A 15,891-nucleotide genomic window follows, 5' to 3' on the forward strand; every position below is an offset into this window, starting at 1 on the left:
CTGGACGACGAGAACTAGTCCTCGTCGTCCAGTTGCATGCGCTCTAATCGATCTCTTTCTTCTTCTTTGGCGGCTTCAATTACAGCCATAAGCTCTTCTACATCAGCGCTGGCGGTGTCGTGCTCGAAGCATCCCGTCAGTTTGCTGTCGGGCTGCAAATCTCCACGCTCGTAAAGCGCCCAGATTTCTTTGCCATAATCGGTCACAAGCAGATCGGGGGCGAACTTGGCAAAATAGCGGCGCATGTTATCTACATCCCGCTCCAGCATGCGCTCGGCGTTGTTGTTGCCTGCTGCGTTAACCGCCTGGGGAAGATCAATAATCACCGGGCCATTACTGTCGACCAGCACGTTGAATTCTGACAGGTCACCGTGGATAAGCCCGGCACTCAGCATCCGCACAATCTCTTCAATAATCCGGCCGTGGTAGTCCCTTGCTTCTTCCGCAGTGAGGGTTACGTCGTCCAGTCGTGGAGCCGCTTTGCCGTCAGCATCGGCAATCAGTTCCATCAGCAACACGCCGTCTACAAAGCCTTTTGGTTCCGGAACGCGCACGCCGGCTTCCGCAAGCCGGTACAGGGCATCCACTTCGGCGTTAAGCCATGCGTCTTCCTGTTCTTTCTGGCCGTAGCGTGTCTTTTTGCTCATGGCCCGTGCCCGGCGGGTGTTGCGCACCTTTCTGCCTTCCTGATACTCAACGGCCTGCTTGAAGCTTCGCTTTTTTGCTTCCTTGAATACCTTGGCACAGCGCACTTCCTCGCCACACCGCACCACGTAAACCTGTGCCTCTTTCCCGCTCATAAGCTGGTAAAGCACTTCGTCCACCAGGCCGTCGTCGACCAAGGGTTGCAATCTCTTGGGTACTTTCATAACACCTTTCAGTTTAGCCGTCAGCGTGCCGACCATGCGCGGTGCGTTGGCCTGAAGACAGGCCAGAGCAAAGATGCTGGTCACAATGGTGCATAGCTTACATCAAATTGCTATTTCTTATAGGAATCTGGTTGTAGCCTCAAGAAGCTTTTAGCTGAATGGCCTATAGTATCGGCTTGCCCTGTATCGGCAGGGCACGTCTGAGGGTAGAATTACCGGGTGTAAAGCACGCCGGCTTTTGCCCGGTATGGATGCGTTTCGAGATTGTTTTGGAGCTTTAAAAGATGCCTAGAGCAAGTGAAATCAAGAAAAACTCTGCAGTTGAATACGAAGGTCGGGTTTATTTCGTCAAGGATATTGAGCGCTCTGTTCCGCAGGGCCGTGCTGGCGGCAGTCTCTACCGCATGCGTATGTACGATGTGGTAACAGGTAACAAGATCGACGAGACGTTCAAAGACAGCGACATGCTGAACCTTGCTGACCTTGTGCGCAGGCCAGCTACCTTTTCCTATTCCGATGGCGATGAATATGTCTTCATGGATAGCGAAGACTTTACCCAGTACAGCCTGAACCGGGAAGCCATTGCTGATGAACTGCTGTATATCGATGAAGACACTCAGGGAATCATGGTGATTCTGGTGAGTGAAGCGCCGGTAGCTCTGGCTTTGCCGCCAATTGTTGAAATGGATATCGAGGAAACAGATCCCTCAGTTAAAGGTGGATCAGCCACGGCTCGTACCAAGCCAGCAAGAATGGCAACGGGCCTGGTTGTCCAGGTTCCTGAGCATATCTCCACGGGCGATCGCATCAAGATCAACGTGGAAGAGCGGAAGTTTTTGAGCCGCGCTTAAGCACTTCAGCAGGCCGGCAAAAGATGCCGGCCTGTTTTCTTATTGCCCCGAAGCCTCATAAAAAGCCCGGCTTTTTGCGTAAACGGGCGCCATATCCACCATCACAAATCCCGCCACCGGCTCATACAGAGAAAACCTATAGTTTTCTCCCAGGGGCAGGCTTGCCCAATACTCGAAAATACCACTTTTGCGCTGATCGATGTCTGGAAAACTGGCATGCTCAAAGTATCCGGATTCGGTCATTTGGTAGGTGATTTCGACCGGCGCCTGGGAAGCAATAAGCGTGTACCTCTGCAAACCCGGGTAGATTGCAGCAGCGGTGATTAAACCTGACAGGATAGCGAGTCCGAGATGCTCTGCCCGCGGCGCACCTTTCCCTAGCCGAATACCCAAAGCTCCCGCCAGAAGACCACCAGCAACGAAGGGCCAGATTGGCATGTCCCCGACAACCAGATAGTTGGTTAGCATCAGGTAGTCGACGAGTGCGTATGCGCCCAGACCAGCTAATAAAGCCATCTGTATCACCATGCCTTTGTGCTGCATTAAATTGAAATGGCCAGCCAGTGGCCCGGTACTTTCTGCGGGGGTTGATGTGAAGCTGACGCCTTTCGCTGCCAGGGAGAGAGCCTGAACAAGAGGCGCCTCAATAAGCAGCGCCTCTACCTTGGTTCGGGATTTTCCAAAGACAGAACCAAAGCCCATGCGGTGATCCGGACCACCCTCTATCAAAAAGTTATAAGGCTGCAGGCGGTAGGTTTTTTCGCGGGTGACGATGCTAAGTCTCGATTGTTGAATTGCCTGGCCAATGTTCCGGATTCCCGTAACGGGCGTCAGCTCCACGCTTTCGATGGCGCCTAATAGAATGCGGTGGGTGCCAGTGGTCAGCCCCATAAAGCCAAGACCGGTTAGCTTGGGTATATGAATAGCCAGGCTCTCGTTATTCAGAATCAAGCGAACTCTGCGATTGGCCAGCATGGCGATACATACTACGCCAAGTACCAGGCCGAAGAGCTGCACCTCAATATCGACCTCACCCTCTGCGTTCAGGTATAGCTGGGTAAGGTCTAATTCACTGGGGTTTGGGAGATTCAGCACTACGAAGGCGGTCGCCAGAAAAGCCAGAACAAGCCCTGCAATGATGATGGGAATGCCGTTCTTGATAATGCCGGCGGAATACCGGAAGCGTTGTGTCGCCATCGATTGCTATCATCCCTGAATCGTAAATTGGACCGTTATAATAAACAGTAATCTGATTGAAAACCGAGATGTTTTTCCCTTAAGCGAGGGAGCCAGCTTGATGCTATGGTATGGGTATATTTCATTCGGAGCTGCAATCAGATATGCCAATATCGGTAGGCGCGAAACATTACGTTCTGATGCTGATTCCCAGCCTGCTGGGCGATATTGAAAAGCTGGGGCTGCGTAGAATTATCCGCACTTCTGACTTCTCGGAGCAGAAGGTCACGGCTCTTTATTTCGAGTTTGTGTCCATCAAACGGGTTCTTCCCGATAACCCCGAATCCATTGAACCCGCCATTTGGGAGCACTTGCTCCACTGCGTGCGGGTGATGAGTTCACTGGTAAATCTGGCCACAACTGAAGATCTGGAGCGAGCCCGGGAAATGGCGGTTCGCCGATATTACCCCCACGCCAAAGAGAAGCTGAAAAACGAATACGAACAGATGCGAAGCGAAGGCAAGGTGGACTTCCGGCTTGCCGGCATACTGCGACAGGGCGATTTGCCAGAAAACTCCGGGCAGGTGTGCATGGAGGCAATCAGGCGTGAGCGGCAGCAGCGTGTCGAATCCATAAAATGCCTTGGCGTAGAGCATTTAACCTACAACGAAGCCTTTGTTGTGGAATCTGCCAAGGCCCACGTAATGTCTCGAATCGACGAAGCTCCTGAAGATTTCGGTACTCTCGATTTGGTTATCCGCCTTCTGGATCTATTGCGGCTGGTGCTTGTTCTCGAGTCTCGCTCGCCTGGTGGCGCCAGCGCCGTATCCTCCAACTTTACAGTGGGGAACATAGTGCTGGGTATTGGTAATGCGATGTATCGCGGTGAGCTGGGCCTGACAGTGTCGGCGCTGGGCTTGGCCAGGGTCAACAAGTAGGACGCTCAGAGCCCGGCATCCTTCACATTCTCCATCACCACAAAGGTGCTGGTTTGCAGCACATGGGGCAGGGCTGAAATTTGTTCTCCCAATACCTGCCGGTACTCCGCCATGTTGCGTGTACGCACCTTCATCAGGTAATCAAAGTTGGCAGCAATCATGTGGCATTGCTCAATGGCGGCTATTTTTTTTACGGCGGTATTGAACGCCTTTAACGCCTCACTGCTGGTGTCGTTCAGCGTAACCTGAGCGAAGGCGATATGGCTTTGCCCCAGCTTGGTCTGGTTCACCAGCACGGTGTAGCCAGTAATGAACCCCTGCTCTTCAAGCCGCCGCATGCGTACCTGACATGGGGTTTTGGATAAGCCTACTTTCGACGCAAGCTCTGTAACCGTAATTCGCGCATTCTTCTGCAGCTCACGAATGATGGAATGATCTATTCGATCCAGCTCGTTCATGTTGTTCTGTCCTGTACAAGCGTAAATCCGCGACTTTTGGGCAAGTCTCGAACAAGGGCACTATGCTGTAGGCTATAAATGCCATATGCCGCAAGGGTTTTGGGTAGTTTTAAACTGGTGTGCATGGTCGATTCGGCTGAAATTGTAATTCATGGCAGAGAATTAATACATTTATGAAGGTCAATATGGCCATATTGGCGGGTCTTTACGGCGCTTACAGTCAAACAGTCTATGCTGTTGTCGGTAGAATGCGGTAAAGACAAACAACTGAGAGGGTACAACTATGATATCGCAGCAATCATTGGCTCCCGAGCTAGCCAACTGCCGGCAGGCGGTTCGCGACTACTATCTCGAGGACGAGTACAAAGTCATCCACGAGATGATTGCTGACGCTCAGTTGTCTGAAGCCGATCGCAAAATGATTTCTGCCCGTGCGGCTGATTTGGTACGCAGTGTTCGTAAGAGCGCGAAATCCACCATCATGGAAAAGTTCCTTGCGGAATACGGCCTCACTACCAAAGAGGGTGTAGCCCTTATGTGTCTGGCAGAGGCGCTGTTACGGGTGCCGGACAACACAACCATTAATGCGCTTATTGAAGACAAGATTACCTCTGGCAACTGGGGCGCTCATGTAGGTAAAGCCACCTCGGCATTTATTAACTCCACTACTGTTGCGCTGTTGATGACCAGTAACCTGCTGAAGGATTCTGATCGACATACGGTGGGCGACACTCTGCGCAAGTTGGTCAAGCGGCTAGGTGAACCGGTTGTTCGGACGGTTGCCGGCCAGGCCATGAAGGAAATGGGGCGCCAGTTTGTGTTGGGTCGCGACATTGAAGAAGCTCAGAGCGAAGCGGAATCCTACATGGCGAAGGGGTACACCTACTCCTACGACATGCTTGGTGAGGCCGCGCGTACAGACGCCGATGCCCGTCGCTACTACGAATCATACTCACGAGCCATCGATAGCATTGCCAAAAACTGTAAAGGCGATGTGCGTAAAAACCCCGGTATCTCGGTCAAGCTTTCTGCGCTGCTGGCCCGTTACGAATATGGCCAAAAAGAGCGGGTAATGAATGAGCTGGTTCCCCGTGCCTTGGAGTTGGCCAAAAAGGCGGCCGCAGCCAACATGGGCTTTAATATTGATGCTGAGGAACAGGACAGGCTGGACCTTTCTCTGGATGTTATTGAAGCAATAATGTCTGATCCCACGCTGGCAAATTGGGAAGGCTTTGGTGTTGTGGTTCAAGCTTTTGCCAAACGAGCTGCCCACACGCTTGATTGGTTATATGCACTCTCTGAAAAACTTGATCGCCGCATCATGGTGCGTTTGGTGAAAGGCGCCTACTGGGATGCGGAAATCAAGCGTGCCCAGGTGATGGGCCTGACGGATTTCCCCGTGTTCACACGTAAAGCTTGCAGTGACGTTGCCTACATTGCCTGCGCCAAAAAACTGGTGGGAATGAGTGACCGCATTTATTCGCAGTTCGCTACCCATAACGCCCACTCTGTGTCGGCTGTTCGTGAGTTGGCCAGCTCGGCGGGTCTTAAGAACTATGAGTTCCAGCGCCTGCACGGCATGGGTGAATCTCTGCACAACCAGGTTCTCAGCGAAAGTGGCGTGCCCTGCAGAATCTATGCGCCGGTAGGCAAACACAGCGATCTGCTCGCTTATCTCGTGCGCCGGCTTCTTGAGAATGGCGCAAACAGCTCCTTTGTTAACCAGATTGTAGATACCAGCATTACCCCCGAAGAAATTGCGAGGGACCCGATTGATGTGGTCCAGAAGCTTGGGAAAAATCTGTCCAGCCAGGCAATTTTACGCCCAACGGAATTGTTCGGAGCCAAACGTCGCAACTCAAAAGGTTGGGATATAACCGACCCGGTGACCGTTGCCCGTATTAATGACGGTCGCGGAGCATTCCGCACCCATCTATGGGTGGGTGGCCCGCTGATTGCGGCTGACACTACTGGCACAGAGGTGCTGGAGGTCAAAAACCCGGCTAACCCGGAAGATCTGGTTGGGCACATTACCCATGCCAATGAGGCTGATGTTAACGCTGCCATTGCAGCGGCTGAGCAAGGCTTTACTGGTTGGTCGGCCACATCTGCGGAAGATCGCGCTGCGTGTGTGCGCAAAGTAGGTGACTTGCTGGAAGAAAACGCGCACGAACTGTTTGCGCTGACGACCCGGGAAGCCGGTAAATCATTGCTGGATGGTGTTGCTGAAATTCGCGAGGCAGTGGATTTTGCTCAGTTCTACGCTAACGAGGGACTTCGCAATAAAGATAATGGCGAAGCTCGTGGCATTATTTGCTGCATCTCGCCCTGGAACTTCCCTGTGGCCATCTTCGCAGGGCAGGTTCTTGCAAACCTGGCGGCAGGTAACGTAGTCGTTGCCAAACCAGCGGAGCAAACATCGCTGTTGGCGGTTCGTGTGGTTGAAATGATGTACGAAGCCGGCATTCCAAGAGATGCTATTCAGCTTCTTCCTGGCACGGGTGCTACCGTGGGTACGGCCCTCACGTCTGATTCCAGAGTTGCAGGCGTCTGCTTTACTGGTTCCACTGCAACCGCGCAGCGCATCAATAAAGTGATGACGGAAAACATGGCGCCGGACGCACCGCTGGTGGCGGAAACCGGAGGCCTTAACGCCATGATTGTGGATTCAACAGCGCTGCCGGAACAGGTGGTTCGTGATGTTCTGGCATCGTCGTTCCAGAGTGCTGGCCAGCGCTGCTCCGCACTGCGCATGCTGTATGTGCAGAAGGACATAGCCGACAACCTGCTGGAGATGCTCTACGGCGCTATGGAAGAATTGGGTATAGGCGATCCCTGGGCGCTTTCTACCGATGTAGGGCCGGTTATTGATGAGGCTGCCCGCAAGAAAATTATAGATCACTGCGATAAATTTGAGCGCGAAGGCCGCATGCTGAAAAAACTTCCGGTGCCTGAAAAGGGCCTGTATGTTTCACCGGCTGTGCTCAGAGTCAGCGGGATCGAAGAGCTTGAAGAAGAAATCTTCGGTCCGATCCTGCACGTGGCTACATTTGAAGCCAAAGATATCGACAAGGTTGTCGATGCCATAAACGCCAAAGGCTATGGGCTGACATTTGGCATCCACAGCCGGGTTGATAACCGTGTTGATCAGATTGTCGCGCGCATCAAGGTTGGCAATACCTACGTTAACCGTAACCAGATTGGCGCAATTGTTGGCTCCCAGCCATTTGGGGGCGAAGGTCTTTCCGGAACCGGCCCCAAAGCCGGCGGTCCACAGTACGTTCGACGCTTCCTGAAAGGTGCCAATGTTGAACGCCCGGCAGAGCCAGGTGCGAAAACCATTGATGGTAAGAAACTGGATGGTCTGGTCAGCAGTCTGGGCAAGCTTTCCGTTGCTGCTCCGAAAGCCAGAATTGAGGCCATGGAACCCATTTTCGGTAAGTTGCCAGAGCCTCTGGATGCCTACCCGGAAGAGCTGCCAGGGCCAACCGGGGAGCTTAACCGCCTTTCCAATCACGCCCGTGGAACCGTTCTGTGTTTGGGGCCAGACAAGGAAACGGCATTGGCACAAGCTGCCATGGCACTGTCACAGGGCAACAAGGTGGTGGTCATTGCCCCAGGTGTTGAAGATGTTGTGGCTCGTGCCGCTCCGGCCGGGTTGCCGTTAGTGGGCGTTGACGGGCTTCTGGATCCGGAAGTGCTGGTAAACGCTGTTGGCTTTGAGGCGGTTGTGAGCTGTGCCAATCAGGCTCTGTTGCGCAAGTATCGCCAGGCTCTGGCCAAGCGCGATGGCGCATTGATCCCTCTGATCACCGAGCACACACTCGATCAGCGTTTTGTGATTGAGCGTCACCTTTGCGTGGATACAACCGCAGCCGGTGGCAACGCCAGCCTGATTGCGGCGTCTGAGTAAACTCAGGATGGGGCCGGAAGCTCTCAGGGAGGGGGCTTCCGGTGATCTGATCAATTACTGGCATAGCGCTCGCGTAATATGCCGACCCGCTCAACGTAAGCCTTGGTTTCAGCATAGGGAGGAACCCCTCCGTAACGGCTTACGGCACCTGGGCCGGCATTATATGCCGCAGTGGCTAACCTGGTATCACCCTTAAAGCGTTCCAACATTTTTGCGAGGTAGGTAACACCACCGCGGATGTTATCTGCTGCCACCATGGCATTCTGCACGCCCACCTCCAGAGCTGTGCCTGGCATCAATTGCATAAGCCCTTGGGCACCCACGGGTGAGATTGCCTTTTCATTGAACGCAGACTCCGCATGAATCACCGCACGCACCAGTGCCGGGTCAACACCATATTCTTTAGCAGCTGTTTTGATTTCTGTTTCGTAGCGACCAGCGAACAGTGGGGTAGTGCGCCAGTTCACATGAGAATCCGGGTCGCAGGCGTAGCAGTGGAACCTGATAACATCGAAATCTGCCACTGAAGGCCGGGTACTGGTGTAGGCAACGACGCCATTGTCGTCTGTGTAGCGGAATACAGTTTCGCTTTTGCTTGAAGCTCGCCCGGGGCTGTTACTTTTTACGTTGGTAAACTCAACTCTTCCATCCGGATGCACAATACGCTTGATGGAGTCTGCTGCAACGGGTGCAGAGAGCCAGATTAAAGCGATAAGTGCGGGTAGGATGCATTGTTTGGGGCTTATCATCAGCTGCTCACGGAAAGCGTAATCAGTAATCTTACTGTTCGTTATATTAAATCAGGCAGATTAAAGATTATACGGCGCTACCGGGCAGAAATGATATTAAGTCTTGTCGGTGAAATGTTACCGGAAGAGGCAGAAAGCCCGGGCGTGCTGCAGTTGCCCGGGCCGAAACTCTGATCAGATTCATCCGGAATGCTAGATCTTTGGTCCCCGCCCGCGAACAGCATTGGCAACAAGAGAGATCACCAGAAGTATGAGAAAGATAAAGAACAGAATTTTTGCAATACCTGCCGCTGTACCCGCGATACCCCCAAAACCAAGGACACCGGCAATAATGGCTATGGTGAGACAGATTACAGCCCAATAAAGCATAATCATTCCTCTTTGTTTGGCTTCCACTTAAAAGTGACACAGGTTTGGGGGAGGCACAAATATCAAGCAGCGGCAGAATCCTTTCTGTGTGCTTTTTACCTATATTTTCCGGGTTCAAAGTTATGTTTTTATTGATTTAAACAGGGTTTGTTGCCGGCTCATTAAGCTTTTATAAGATAAGCTGGCCGTCGGGATATTGTTATGGTGGCGCTACTGCTATTCTTTATGAACCGGGTCCTGGAGTAATTTATGACTTTGAAACACAGTGTCGGTGCTTTGCTTGTTACAGCTTCCTTTATGCTTGTGGGGCCTCTCCATGCTGAACCAGCAGATTCAACCGTTGATGAGCTCAAGCGAGAAACCCGGGAGCTTGGCGAAACGCTACAGAAATATGGTGCCGACCAGAAGGACCAAGCGGAAGACTCCATAAATCGAGCACTGACTGCGCTCGACGAACGAATTGCAGAACTGGAGGAAGAGCTTTCAGAAAACTGGGACGACATGAGCAGCGTCGCGCGCGAACGCTCACAGGAGAGTTTGGCCTCCTTGCGTGAGCAGCGTGAGCGGGTGCAAGCCTGGTATAACGAACTCAAAGCCAGTTCGGCATCGGCATGGGAGCGAGCTAAAAAAGGTTTCTCCGATGCCTATGATGCACTTTCCGAGCAGTGGAGTGAAACTGAGCGGGATTTGACCCTTGATCAGGAAAAACGTAATCAAAGCATCTGACCACTAAACCAGACAAGGAAATACCATGCCATTTTCTCCAGACACTATTGCCGAGCTAAATCTGTTGTCGCAGTTTGAATCCTCTTCTGGGCAGGCTGGAATCAAGGTTCACAAAAGCGGTGCCTCACCCGAGACCGTGCAGGCAGCGGAGCGTCTGTTTGCCAAAGGCCTGATAACGCGGGATGACGGAGGCTACCTCACTCCTATGGGTAGTGAGGCAGTCGAGCTGACACAGAAACTGCAGTCTATCCTCACGACATAACCGCCTCTGGCTGATCCCTCAATGCCACCTGTAATGGTGGCATTGCTGGGTGCCTGTATCTGTTTTGTATACGAACCAGGCTCTAGACTGAACGTTGTTCCAGATACCTGACCCCGGCAGCTGTTTATGCGCTCTTTCTTTTATTCGTTTTTTGTACCTGCCCTGTTTGTTTGGCTGTGGAGCACGGGCTTTATCGGCGCAAAATACGGCCTGCCCTATGCCGAGCCGTTCACCCTCCTGCTTATCCGCATGCTTCTCACTCTGGGTTTGCTTATGGTGCTGGCAGGCCTCCTCAAAGCCCGCTGGCCTGGCTGGCGCTCGGCTGGGCACCTTGCTGTTACAGGTCTGCTGGTCCACGGCTGCTATCTTGGCGGTGTGTACTATGCCATTCAGGATGGTATGCCCTCCGGAATAGTGTCGCTGGTGGTGGGTTTGCAGCCGCTGGTTACCGCGGGTGTCGCGGTTTTTGTATTGAAAGAAGCCATTTCATGGCGGCAGTGGCTGGGTTTGGGGCTTGGCTTGGTGGGTGTCACTCTGGTTTTGCTGGAAAAGTTTGGCGGAGCAGGCAACCCGGGAGCAGCATTTCCATTGTGGACACTGATATGGGCCCTGCTGGCGTTGGCCGGAATTTCACTGGGTACGGTGTATCAGAAACGCCACGGCACTGGTGCAGACTTGGTGACTGGCACCCTCATTCAATACGGCGCCGCAGCCTTGTTTTTTGCCGCTGGCGCGCTGCTTCTGGAAACCCGTGAAGTAGTCTGGTCGTTGCAACTCCAACTTTCTATGGCCTGGCTGGTTTTGGGGGTTTCTATTGGCGCGATTCTGCTTTTGATGTGGTTGATTCGCCAGGGTGCTGCTTCCCAGGTGGCAAGCCTGTTCTATCTCGTGCCCCCGGTAACCGCTCTGGAAGCCTTTTGGCTGTTTGATGAGCGCCTGGGCGTATTGGCCATTACCGGAGGAATCATTTCCATTACGGGCGTTGCTCTGGTGGTTTCGCAGAAACGCCCCGGTTAAGGGGCGCTCTGACGGGGCCTAGGTGCACCGGTTATGCCGTTTGTCCGCTTATAACGCGGAGTACCTGAATTATCTCGCTTTTATTCAGGTATTTGGGCACGGCGTAGGTTCCGTGAGCTTCTTTCATGGCAGCTTGCGCCATGACGTTAAAGTGCTTCTCATCAATACCCTTCACCTCACGGGCTATGGGCAAGGTTGCAAGTAGCGTATTAACACGCTGGATCAACTTGTCGGTTGCCAGTGAATCTTCCTCTGCATCTGTGGCAAGGCCACACAGTCTGGCCAATTTTGCCATCCGGGTTTTTGCGCTGTGCCTGTTTACCTCAAGAATGTGCGGTAGAACAATGGCGTTGGCCCGGCCGTGAGGAACGCCATATTGGGTACCAAGCTGGTGAGCAATGGCGTGCACGTAGCCCAGACCCGTTTTGTTCAGTGCCATGCCACCGTAGTTTGCAGCCAGAGCCATGGCGTCACGGGCTTCGTAGTCTTGTCCGTTTTCGCAGGCCTTTTCCAGGTATTTGAATACGAGTTTCACGCCGGCACCGGAGTACAGCTCGGTTTCAGGTGATGAGAAATCACTGATCCAGGATTCCAGGCAGTGGGTTAGCGCATCAATGCCCGTGTCTGCGGTTACCGACTTGGGCATGCCGGCCATGATTTCGGGATCCAGCGCGGCCGCCAAAGGGACCACCTTTGGCTCGATCACGAGATGTTTTACGTGAGTGGTTTCATCCGATATAACCGCCCCTATAGTGACTTCTGAGCCGGTACCTGCGGTAGTGGGAATAACAAATAGTGGCAGAGATGACTTTCGAGCTTTGAGAATGCCAACCAGCTCTCTGGGTGTTTTGTTGTTCGTGGCTGCCAGTGCCATCACTTTTGCAGCGTCAATAGAAGAACCTCCCCCAATAGCCAATACAGCGTCACAGCCATTTTGCTGAAGTACTTCCAGACCCTGTTCTACAACCAGAAATCCCGGGTCTGGTGTTACACCGCTGAACACAACCGTTTTAATCCCCAGCTTGTTCAGGTGCTCCTCAATTGGACTGATAACGCCAAGCTGAAAGAGCACGTCATCTGTCACAAGCAGAACCCGCTTGAAGTCGAAGTGCGCCATGTGATCAGCCAGCCTTAGCCGGGATTGCGCCCCCAGAAACATGTTGGGAGTCTGGCTTGGAATGAGTTTTGTTATTAGCTTCAGGGCTGCAAGTTGCGCTTTGGAGCGCACTGGCGTGATCAGGTCTGTAATCATTGCAGGTTTCCGGATAGTGATGTTTAGTTCAGTGGCTAACTATAGTCGGACAATATAGCAGTTGGAAGAAGTTCCTGTGTCCGTATGGTAACGACCACAATGGCATGTATGAGGTATCTTTGGTGGTTTAAGGTTTCAGGAGCTTTTTGATGTTGTTAAAGCGAGTGTGATGCTATGACTCATTGGCTGGTAGCAAATCCTGGCGCAGGCAATGGCCAGAAAGGGCGGGAGTTCTGGCGTGAAAGGCTTGCGAGCGCAGGTATTACAGGCCCGGAGTGTTGTGATCTTCAGGATAAGAGTTGGACTGCGCAGGTACAACCTGGCGACATAGTGATGGTGGCCGGAGGTGATGGATCAGTTAATGCCGTTGCCCAGATATGCCTGGAACACAAAGCAGTGCTTGCGGTGTTGCCGTCTGGTACAGCCAATGATTTCGCCCGAAACCTGGCCCTGCCGGAAGACCCTGCCGCTGTGTGTGAGCTTGTTCAGCGAGGGGTCACGCAAAAAGTGGATGTGGCAGAATTTGGAGATGGGATTTTTCTCAATGTCGCGCACATTGGCCTGGGAACGGTAGCAGCCCGGGAAGCGGAAGGTGCAGCCAAAAAATTCTTTGGTCGTTTCAGCTATGGCGTGGCTTTGTTGAAGCAGGTGAGTGCCAAGCGCGGTTTTCATGCGGAAATATCATGCGACAAGGCGTTTGTGCGGGGTCGCTGGTTGTCGATTGCTGTGTCCAGCGGCGCATTTTTTGGGGGCGGGAATGAGATTCCGCAAGCAACAGCGGATGACGGGCTACTTGATATTATTGCGGTGAAGCCACGCCCTTTGCTGCAGTTGCTGCTTACCTTCCTGCTGGTGCGACTGAGTGGAAAGTCTCCTGATCGCACCAGCACGGTGGTGCACCTGAAGGGCAAGCGCTGCGATATTTATACGTCAAAACCGAAAATCGTTACGGTGGACGGAGATGAAGCGGGAAAAACACCGCTTCACGTTGTATGTCGTAAACACTGTCTCCGGGTGATCGGCGCATCCGTAGTGCGTACAGGTGAGGCTGGAAAAGTTGCGAGCGGGGGTGTAAATGGCTCGTAAATCACTCTCGAAGCGACTGTTTCGTAGCGTTGCATGGGTATTGGTTACGCTGGTACTGCTGTTTCTGTCGGTGCTGCTCTTGTTCCGGTATGTGAATCCACCCACCTCGGCGTTCATGCTTGGTTACAGCTTTGCTCATCCGCACAAAGAAGTGCAGCAGCAATGGGTTAGTTTTTCGGACATCTCGCCCTGGATGCCACTTGCGGTGGTGGCCAGCGAGGATCAGCGGTTTCCCGATCATTGGGGTGTTGATTTTGTCGCGATTCGCAAAGCCTTGGCTGAGTATCATGCAGGTGACGGGCTCAGGGGCGCCAGTACCATCACACAGCAAACCGCAAAAAACCTGTTTCTATGGAATGGCCGAAGTTTTGTCCGTAAAACTCTGGAGGCCGGGCTTGCACTCGCGGTTGACGGGCTTTGGCCAAAGCGCCGAATTCTTGAGGTGTATTTGAATATAGCCGAGTTTGGTCCCGGAATTTACGGCGTTGAGGCTGCGAGCAAGGCGTATTTCGGTATATCTGCCCGGCAGTTATCGGCCAGCCAGTCTGCACGGCTGGCTGCCATTTTGCCTAATCCGAAAGTGTTGAGTGTGACCTCGCCGTCGCCCTATGTGCGGGATCGTATTTTCTGGATTAGGGGGCAAATGGATCAGCTATCCGGGCTACACTACCTGAAGGATTTGTAGAGCATTCGCAAAATAAAGAGAACTTTATGAAAGTGTTATTGCTGGGTGCCACCGGATTGACCGGTGGATTGGTTCTCACTGGCCTTTTGGCCCGTGACGAGGTTGAACTGGTGGTAGTGCCTGTTCGGAAAGCGCTGGAATCTGTTCACGGCAAGCTGCAGCAGCAGGAAATGGATTTTGACCGCATGGCAGACCATGCTGAGCTTTTTAAGGTGGATGTCATTATCTGTTGCCTGGGCACGACCATTAAAAAGGCAGGCTCTCAGGAACAATTCAGAAAGGTAGATTACGATTACTGCCTGGAAGCAGCTGAACTTGGGCGTGCAGGTGGTGCTGGTGCGTTCATCTTGATGTCTGCTATTGGATCGTCATCTTCTTCAACAATTTTCTACAACCGGGTTAAAGGCGAACTGGAAGATGCAGTGAAAGGCCTTGGTTACCCTTATTTGTCGATATATCACCCTAGCCTGCTGCTGGGCGACAGGCCGGATCACCGTTTGGGAGAAGCCATAGGTGCCAAGGCTATGCCGCTGATTAACCGCATGTTGTTGGGGCCGTTGGAAAAGTACCGGGCAATCGAGGCACAAACCGTTGCATCTGCCATGGTTAACGAGGCCTGCAGCCTGGCTGCCAAACCGGTTGCCGAGCAGGTTGTTCAGGTTCGCCAGTATGAGGATATTGTTGCGCTGGCAGGCGCCTCAGCCCAGGGTGACATCCAGGAACATCATCACCACAAAACCGATTAGCAGTGCGAAGGTGGTCTGGGCCTTGTAGCGGCTTCGATGGGTTTCGGGAATGATTTCGTTGCTGATAATGAACAGCATGGCACCGGCGGCGAAACCCAGAGTCCAGGGCATTATCGGTTCTGCCAGCGACACCAGTGCAGCACCGAACAGACCACCGATAGGTTCGGCCAATCCTGTTAAAAGAGCGATAGTAAAGGCGCGAACTCGCGAGTATTGGATGGCAATCAGCGAAAATGCAACGGCAAGGCCTTCCGGAATATTCTGAATGCCAATGCCCAGTGCCAGGACATAACCGTTGCGCACATCGCCCCCTGCAAAACCAACACCTACCGCCATGCCTTCGGGAAAGTTGTGCAACGTAATAGCGATAATGAACAACCATATTCGGCGAATATGGGCTGCATCAGGCCCCTCTGGCCCGAGATTAAAATGCTCATGGGGCAAGTTCTGGTGGAGGTAGTACAGAGCTCCAGCACCCGAAAGAACGCCGAATATTACAAGCAGTGCAGCCGCCCATGTTGAGCCCAGCAGCACTTCTCCGTATTCCAGCCCGGGGATCAACAATGAAAAAACGGAGGCCGCGAGCATTACGCCTGCAGCACCCGCCAGCATGCAGTCCTGCAGGCGGGTAGAGAGATCTTTAACGAAGAATACAGCCAGGGCTCCGATGCCGGTTGCCAGCCCCGCTAATAAGCTGGCCAGTGCACCAAGCCAAACGATGTTGATATCGGCAGTCATGAAAACCGGATGCTCCGGGCCAGTGCTATGCCTTGTGAACCTCGTTTGAAATTAGT

At 52.9% G+C, this 15,891-nt stretch carries 16 protein-coding genes; 9 read left to right on the plus strand and 7 right to left on the minus strand.

What is annotated here, in order from left to right; all coding sequences use genetic code 11:
• Positions 1–14 precede the first annotated feature (14 nt).
• Positions 15–869: a PA4780 family RIO1-like protein kinase gene (locus FFI61_RS01210; protein ID WP_200369584.1), complete on the minus strand. Its 855-nt coding sequence runs from the start codon at positions 867–869 to the stop codon at positions 15–17.
• Positions 870–1,153: 284 nt separating this feature from the next.
• Between FFI61_RS01210 and yeiP the strand changes: the two genes are divergently transcribed.
• Positions 1,154–1,720, plus strand: a complete 567-nt coding sequence (gene yeiP / locus FFI61_RS01215) for an elongation factor P-like protein YeiP (protein ID WP_200368999.1) — start codon at positions 1,154–1,156, stop codon at positions 1,718–1,720.
• Between the two features lie 39 nt (positions 1,721–1,759).
• Here yeiP and FFI61_RS01220 read toward each other — a convergent pair whose 3' ends face one another.
• Positions 1,760–2,917 (minus strand): hypothetical protein, encoded by a 1,158-nt coding sequence (locus FFI61_RS01220; protein ID WP_200369000.1) that lies wholly within the window; start codon positions 2,915–2,917, stop codon positions 1,760–1,762.
• Between the two features lie 143 nt (positions 2,918–3,060).
• On the opposite strand from FFI61_RS01220, the gene FFI61_RS01225 reads away from it, so the two are divergent.
• Positions 3,061–3,834, plus strand: coding sequence for a hypothetical protein (locus FFI61_RS01225; RefSeq protein ID WP_200369001.1), 774 nt, complete (start codon positions 3,061–3,063; stop codon positions 3,832–3,834).
• A gap of 5 nt (positions 3,835–3,839) precedes the next feature.
• Here FFI61_RS01225 and FFI61_RS01230 read toward each other — a convergent pair whose 3' ends face one another.
• The gene (locus FFI61_RS01230; RefSeq protein ID WP_200369002.1) at positions 3,840–4,292 is read right to left on the minus strand and encodes a winged helix-turn-helix transcriptional regulator; all 453 of its coding nucleotides are present in this window, start codon (positions 4,290–4,292) and stop codon (positions 3,840–3,842) included.
• Positions 4,293–4,575: 283 nt separating this feature from the next.
• On the opposite strand from FFI61_RS01230, the gene putA reads away from it, so the two are divergent.
• Positions 4,576–8,205 carry a bifunctional proline dehydrogenase/L-glutamate gamma-semialdehyde dehydrogenase PutA gene (gene putA, locus FFI61_RS01235; RefSeq protein ID WP_200369003.1) on the plus strand — a complete coding sequence of 1,210 codons (3,630 nt, stop codon included), beginning with the start codon at positions 4,576–4,578 and terminating at the stop codon, positions 8,203–8,205.
• A gap of 50 nt (positions 8,206–8,255) precedes the next feature.
• On the opposite strand, the gene FFI61_RS01240 is transcribed toward putA, so the two are convergent.
• Both FFI61_RS01240 and FFI61_RS01245 read right to left on the minus strand, forming a co-directional pair.
• Positions 8,256–8,954 carry a lytic transglycosylase domain-containing protein gene (locus tag FFI61_RS01240; RefSeq protein ID WP_200369004.1) on the minus strand — a complete coding sequence of 233 codons (699 nt, stop codon included), beginning with the start codon at positions 8,952–8,954 and terminating at the stop codon, positions 8,256–8,258.
• A 192-nt stretch (positions 8,955–9,146) separates the two neighbouring features.
• A complete protein-coding gene (locus tag FFI61_RS01245; RefSeq protein WP_200369005.1) occupies positions 9,147–9,323 on the minus strand; it encodes a DUF1328 domain-containing protein in 177 nt (58 codons plus the stop codon).
• A gap of 249 nt (positions 9,324–9,572) precedes the next feature.
• On the opposite strand from FFI61_RS01245, the gene FFI61_RS01250 reads away from it, so the two are divergent.
• The 3 genes from FFI61_RS01250 (at position 9,573) to FFI61_RS01260 (ending at position 11,328) form a co-directional block, all read left to right on the plus strand.
• A complete protein-coding gene (locus FFI61_RS01250) occupies positions 9,573–10,049 on the plus strand; it encodes a hypothetical protein (RefSeq protein WP_200202683.1) in 477 nt (158 codons plus the stop codon).
• A 25-nt stretch (positions 10,050–10,074) separates the two neighbouring features.
• The gene (locus tag FFI61_RS01255; protein WP_200202682.1) at positions 10,075–10,311 is read left to right on the plus strand and encodes a TIGR02647 family protein; all 237 of its coding nucleotides are present in this window, start codon (positions 10,075–10,077) and stop codon (positions 10,309–10,311) included.
• 126 nt (positions 10,312–10,437) lie between these two features.
• Positions 10,438–11,328, plus strand: a complete 891-nt coding sequence (locus tag FFI61_RS01260) for a DMT family transporter (protein ID WP_200369006.1) — start codon at positions 10,438–10,440, stop codon at positions 11,326–11,328.
• A 31-nt stretch (positions 11,329–11,359) separates the two neighbouring features.
• Here FFI61_RS01260 and FFI61_RS01265 read toward each other — a convergent pair whose 3' ends face one another.
• Positions 11,360–12,580, minus strand: coding sequence for an iron-containing alcohol dehydrogenase (locus FFI61_RS01265; RefSeq protein ID WP_200369007.1), 1,221 nt, complete (start codon positions 12,578–12,580; stop codon positions 11,360–11,362).
• A 174-nt stretch (positions 12,581–12,754) separates the two neighbouring features.
• On the opposite strand from FFI61_RS01265, the gene FFI61_RS01270 reads away from it, so the two are divergent.
• Genes FFI61_RS01270 through FFI61_RS01280 form a run of 3 tightly spaced genes read left to right on the plus strand, consistent with a single transcriptional unit; the run spans position 12,755 to position 15,097 of the window.
• Positions 12,755–13,666: a diacylglycerol/lipid kinase family protein gene (locus FFI61_RS01270; protein WP_200369008.1), complete on the plus strand. Its 912-nt coding sequence runs from the start codon at positions 12,755–12,757 to the stop codon at positions 13,664–13,666.
• Positions 13,656–14,351, plus strand: a complete 696-nt coding sequence (gene mtgA, locus FFI61_RS01275) for a monofunctional biosynthetic peptidoglycan transglycosylase (RefSeq protein WP_200369009.1) — start codon at positions 13,656–13,658, stop codon at positions 14,349–14,351. The genes FFI61_RS01270 and mtgA overlap by 11 nt, the downstream gene beginning before the upstream one ends.
• Positions 14,352–14,377: 26 nt before the next feature.
• Positions 14,378–15,097 carry an NAD(P)H-binding protein gene (locus FFI61_RS01280; protein WP_200202677.1) on the plus strand — a complete coding sequence of 240 codons (720 nt, stop codon included), beginning with the start codon at positions 14,378–14,380 and terminating at the stop codon, positions 15,095–15,097.
• On the opposite strand, the gene FFI61_RS01285 is transcribed toward FFI61_RS01280, so the two are convergent.
• Complete coding sequence (locus tag FFI61_RS01285) at positions 15,050–15,835, minus strand: ZIP family metal transporter (protein WP_200369010.1); 786 nt, start codon at positions 15,833–15,835, stop codon at positions 15,050–15,052. The two genes, FFI61_RS01280 and FFI61_RS01285, sit on opposite strands and share 48 nt — an antisense overlap.
• Between the last annotated feature and the right edge of the window lie 56 nt (positions 15,836–15,891).

This window comes from Marinobacter sp. DY40_1A1 (assembly GCF_016597815.1).
GTDB lineage: Bacteria > Pseudomonadota > Gammaproteobacteria > Pseudomonadales > Oleiphilaceae > Marinobacter > Marinobacter xiaoshiensis.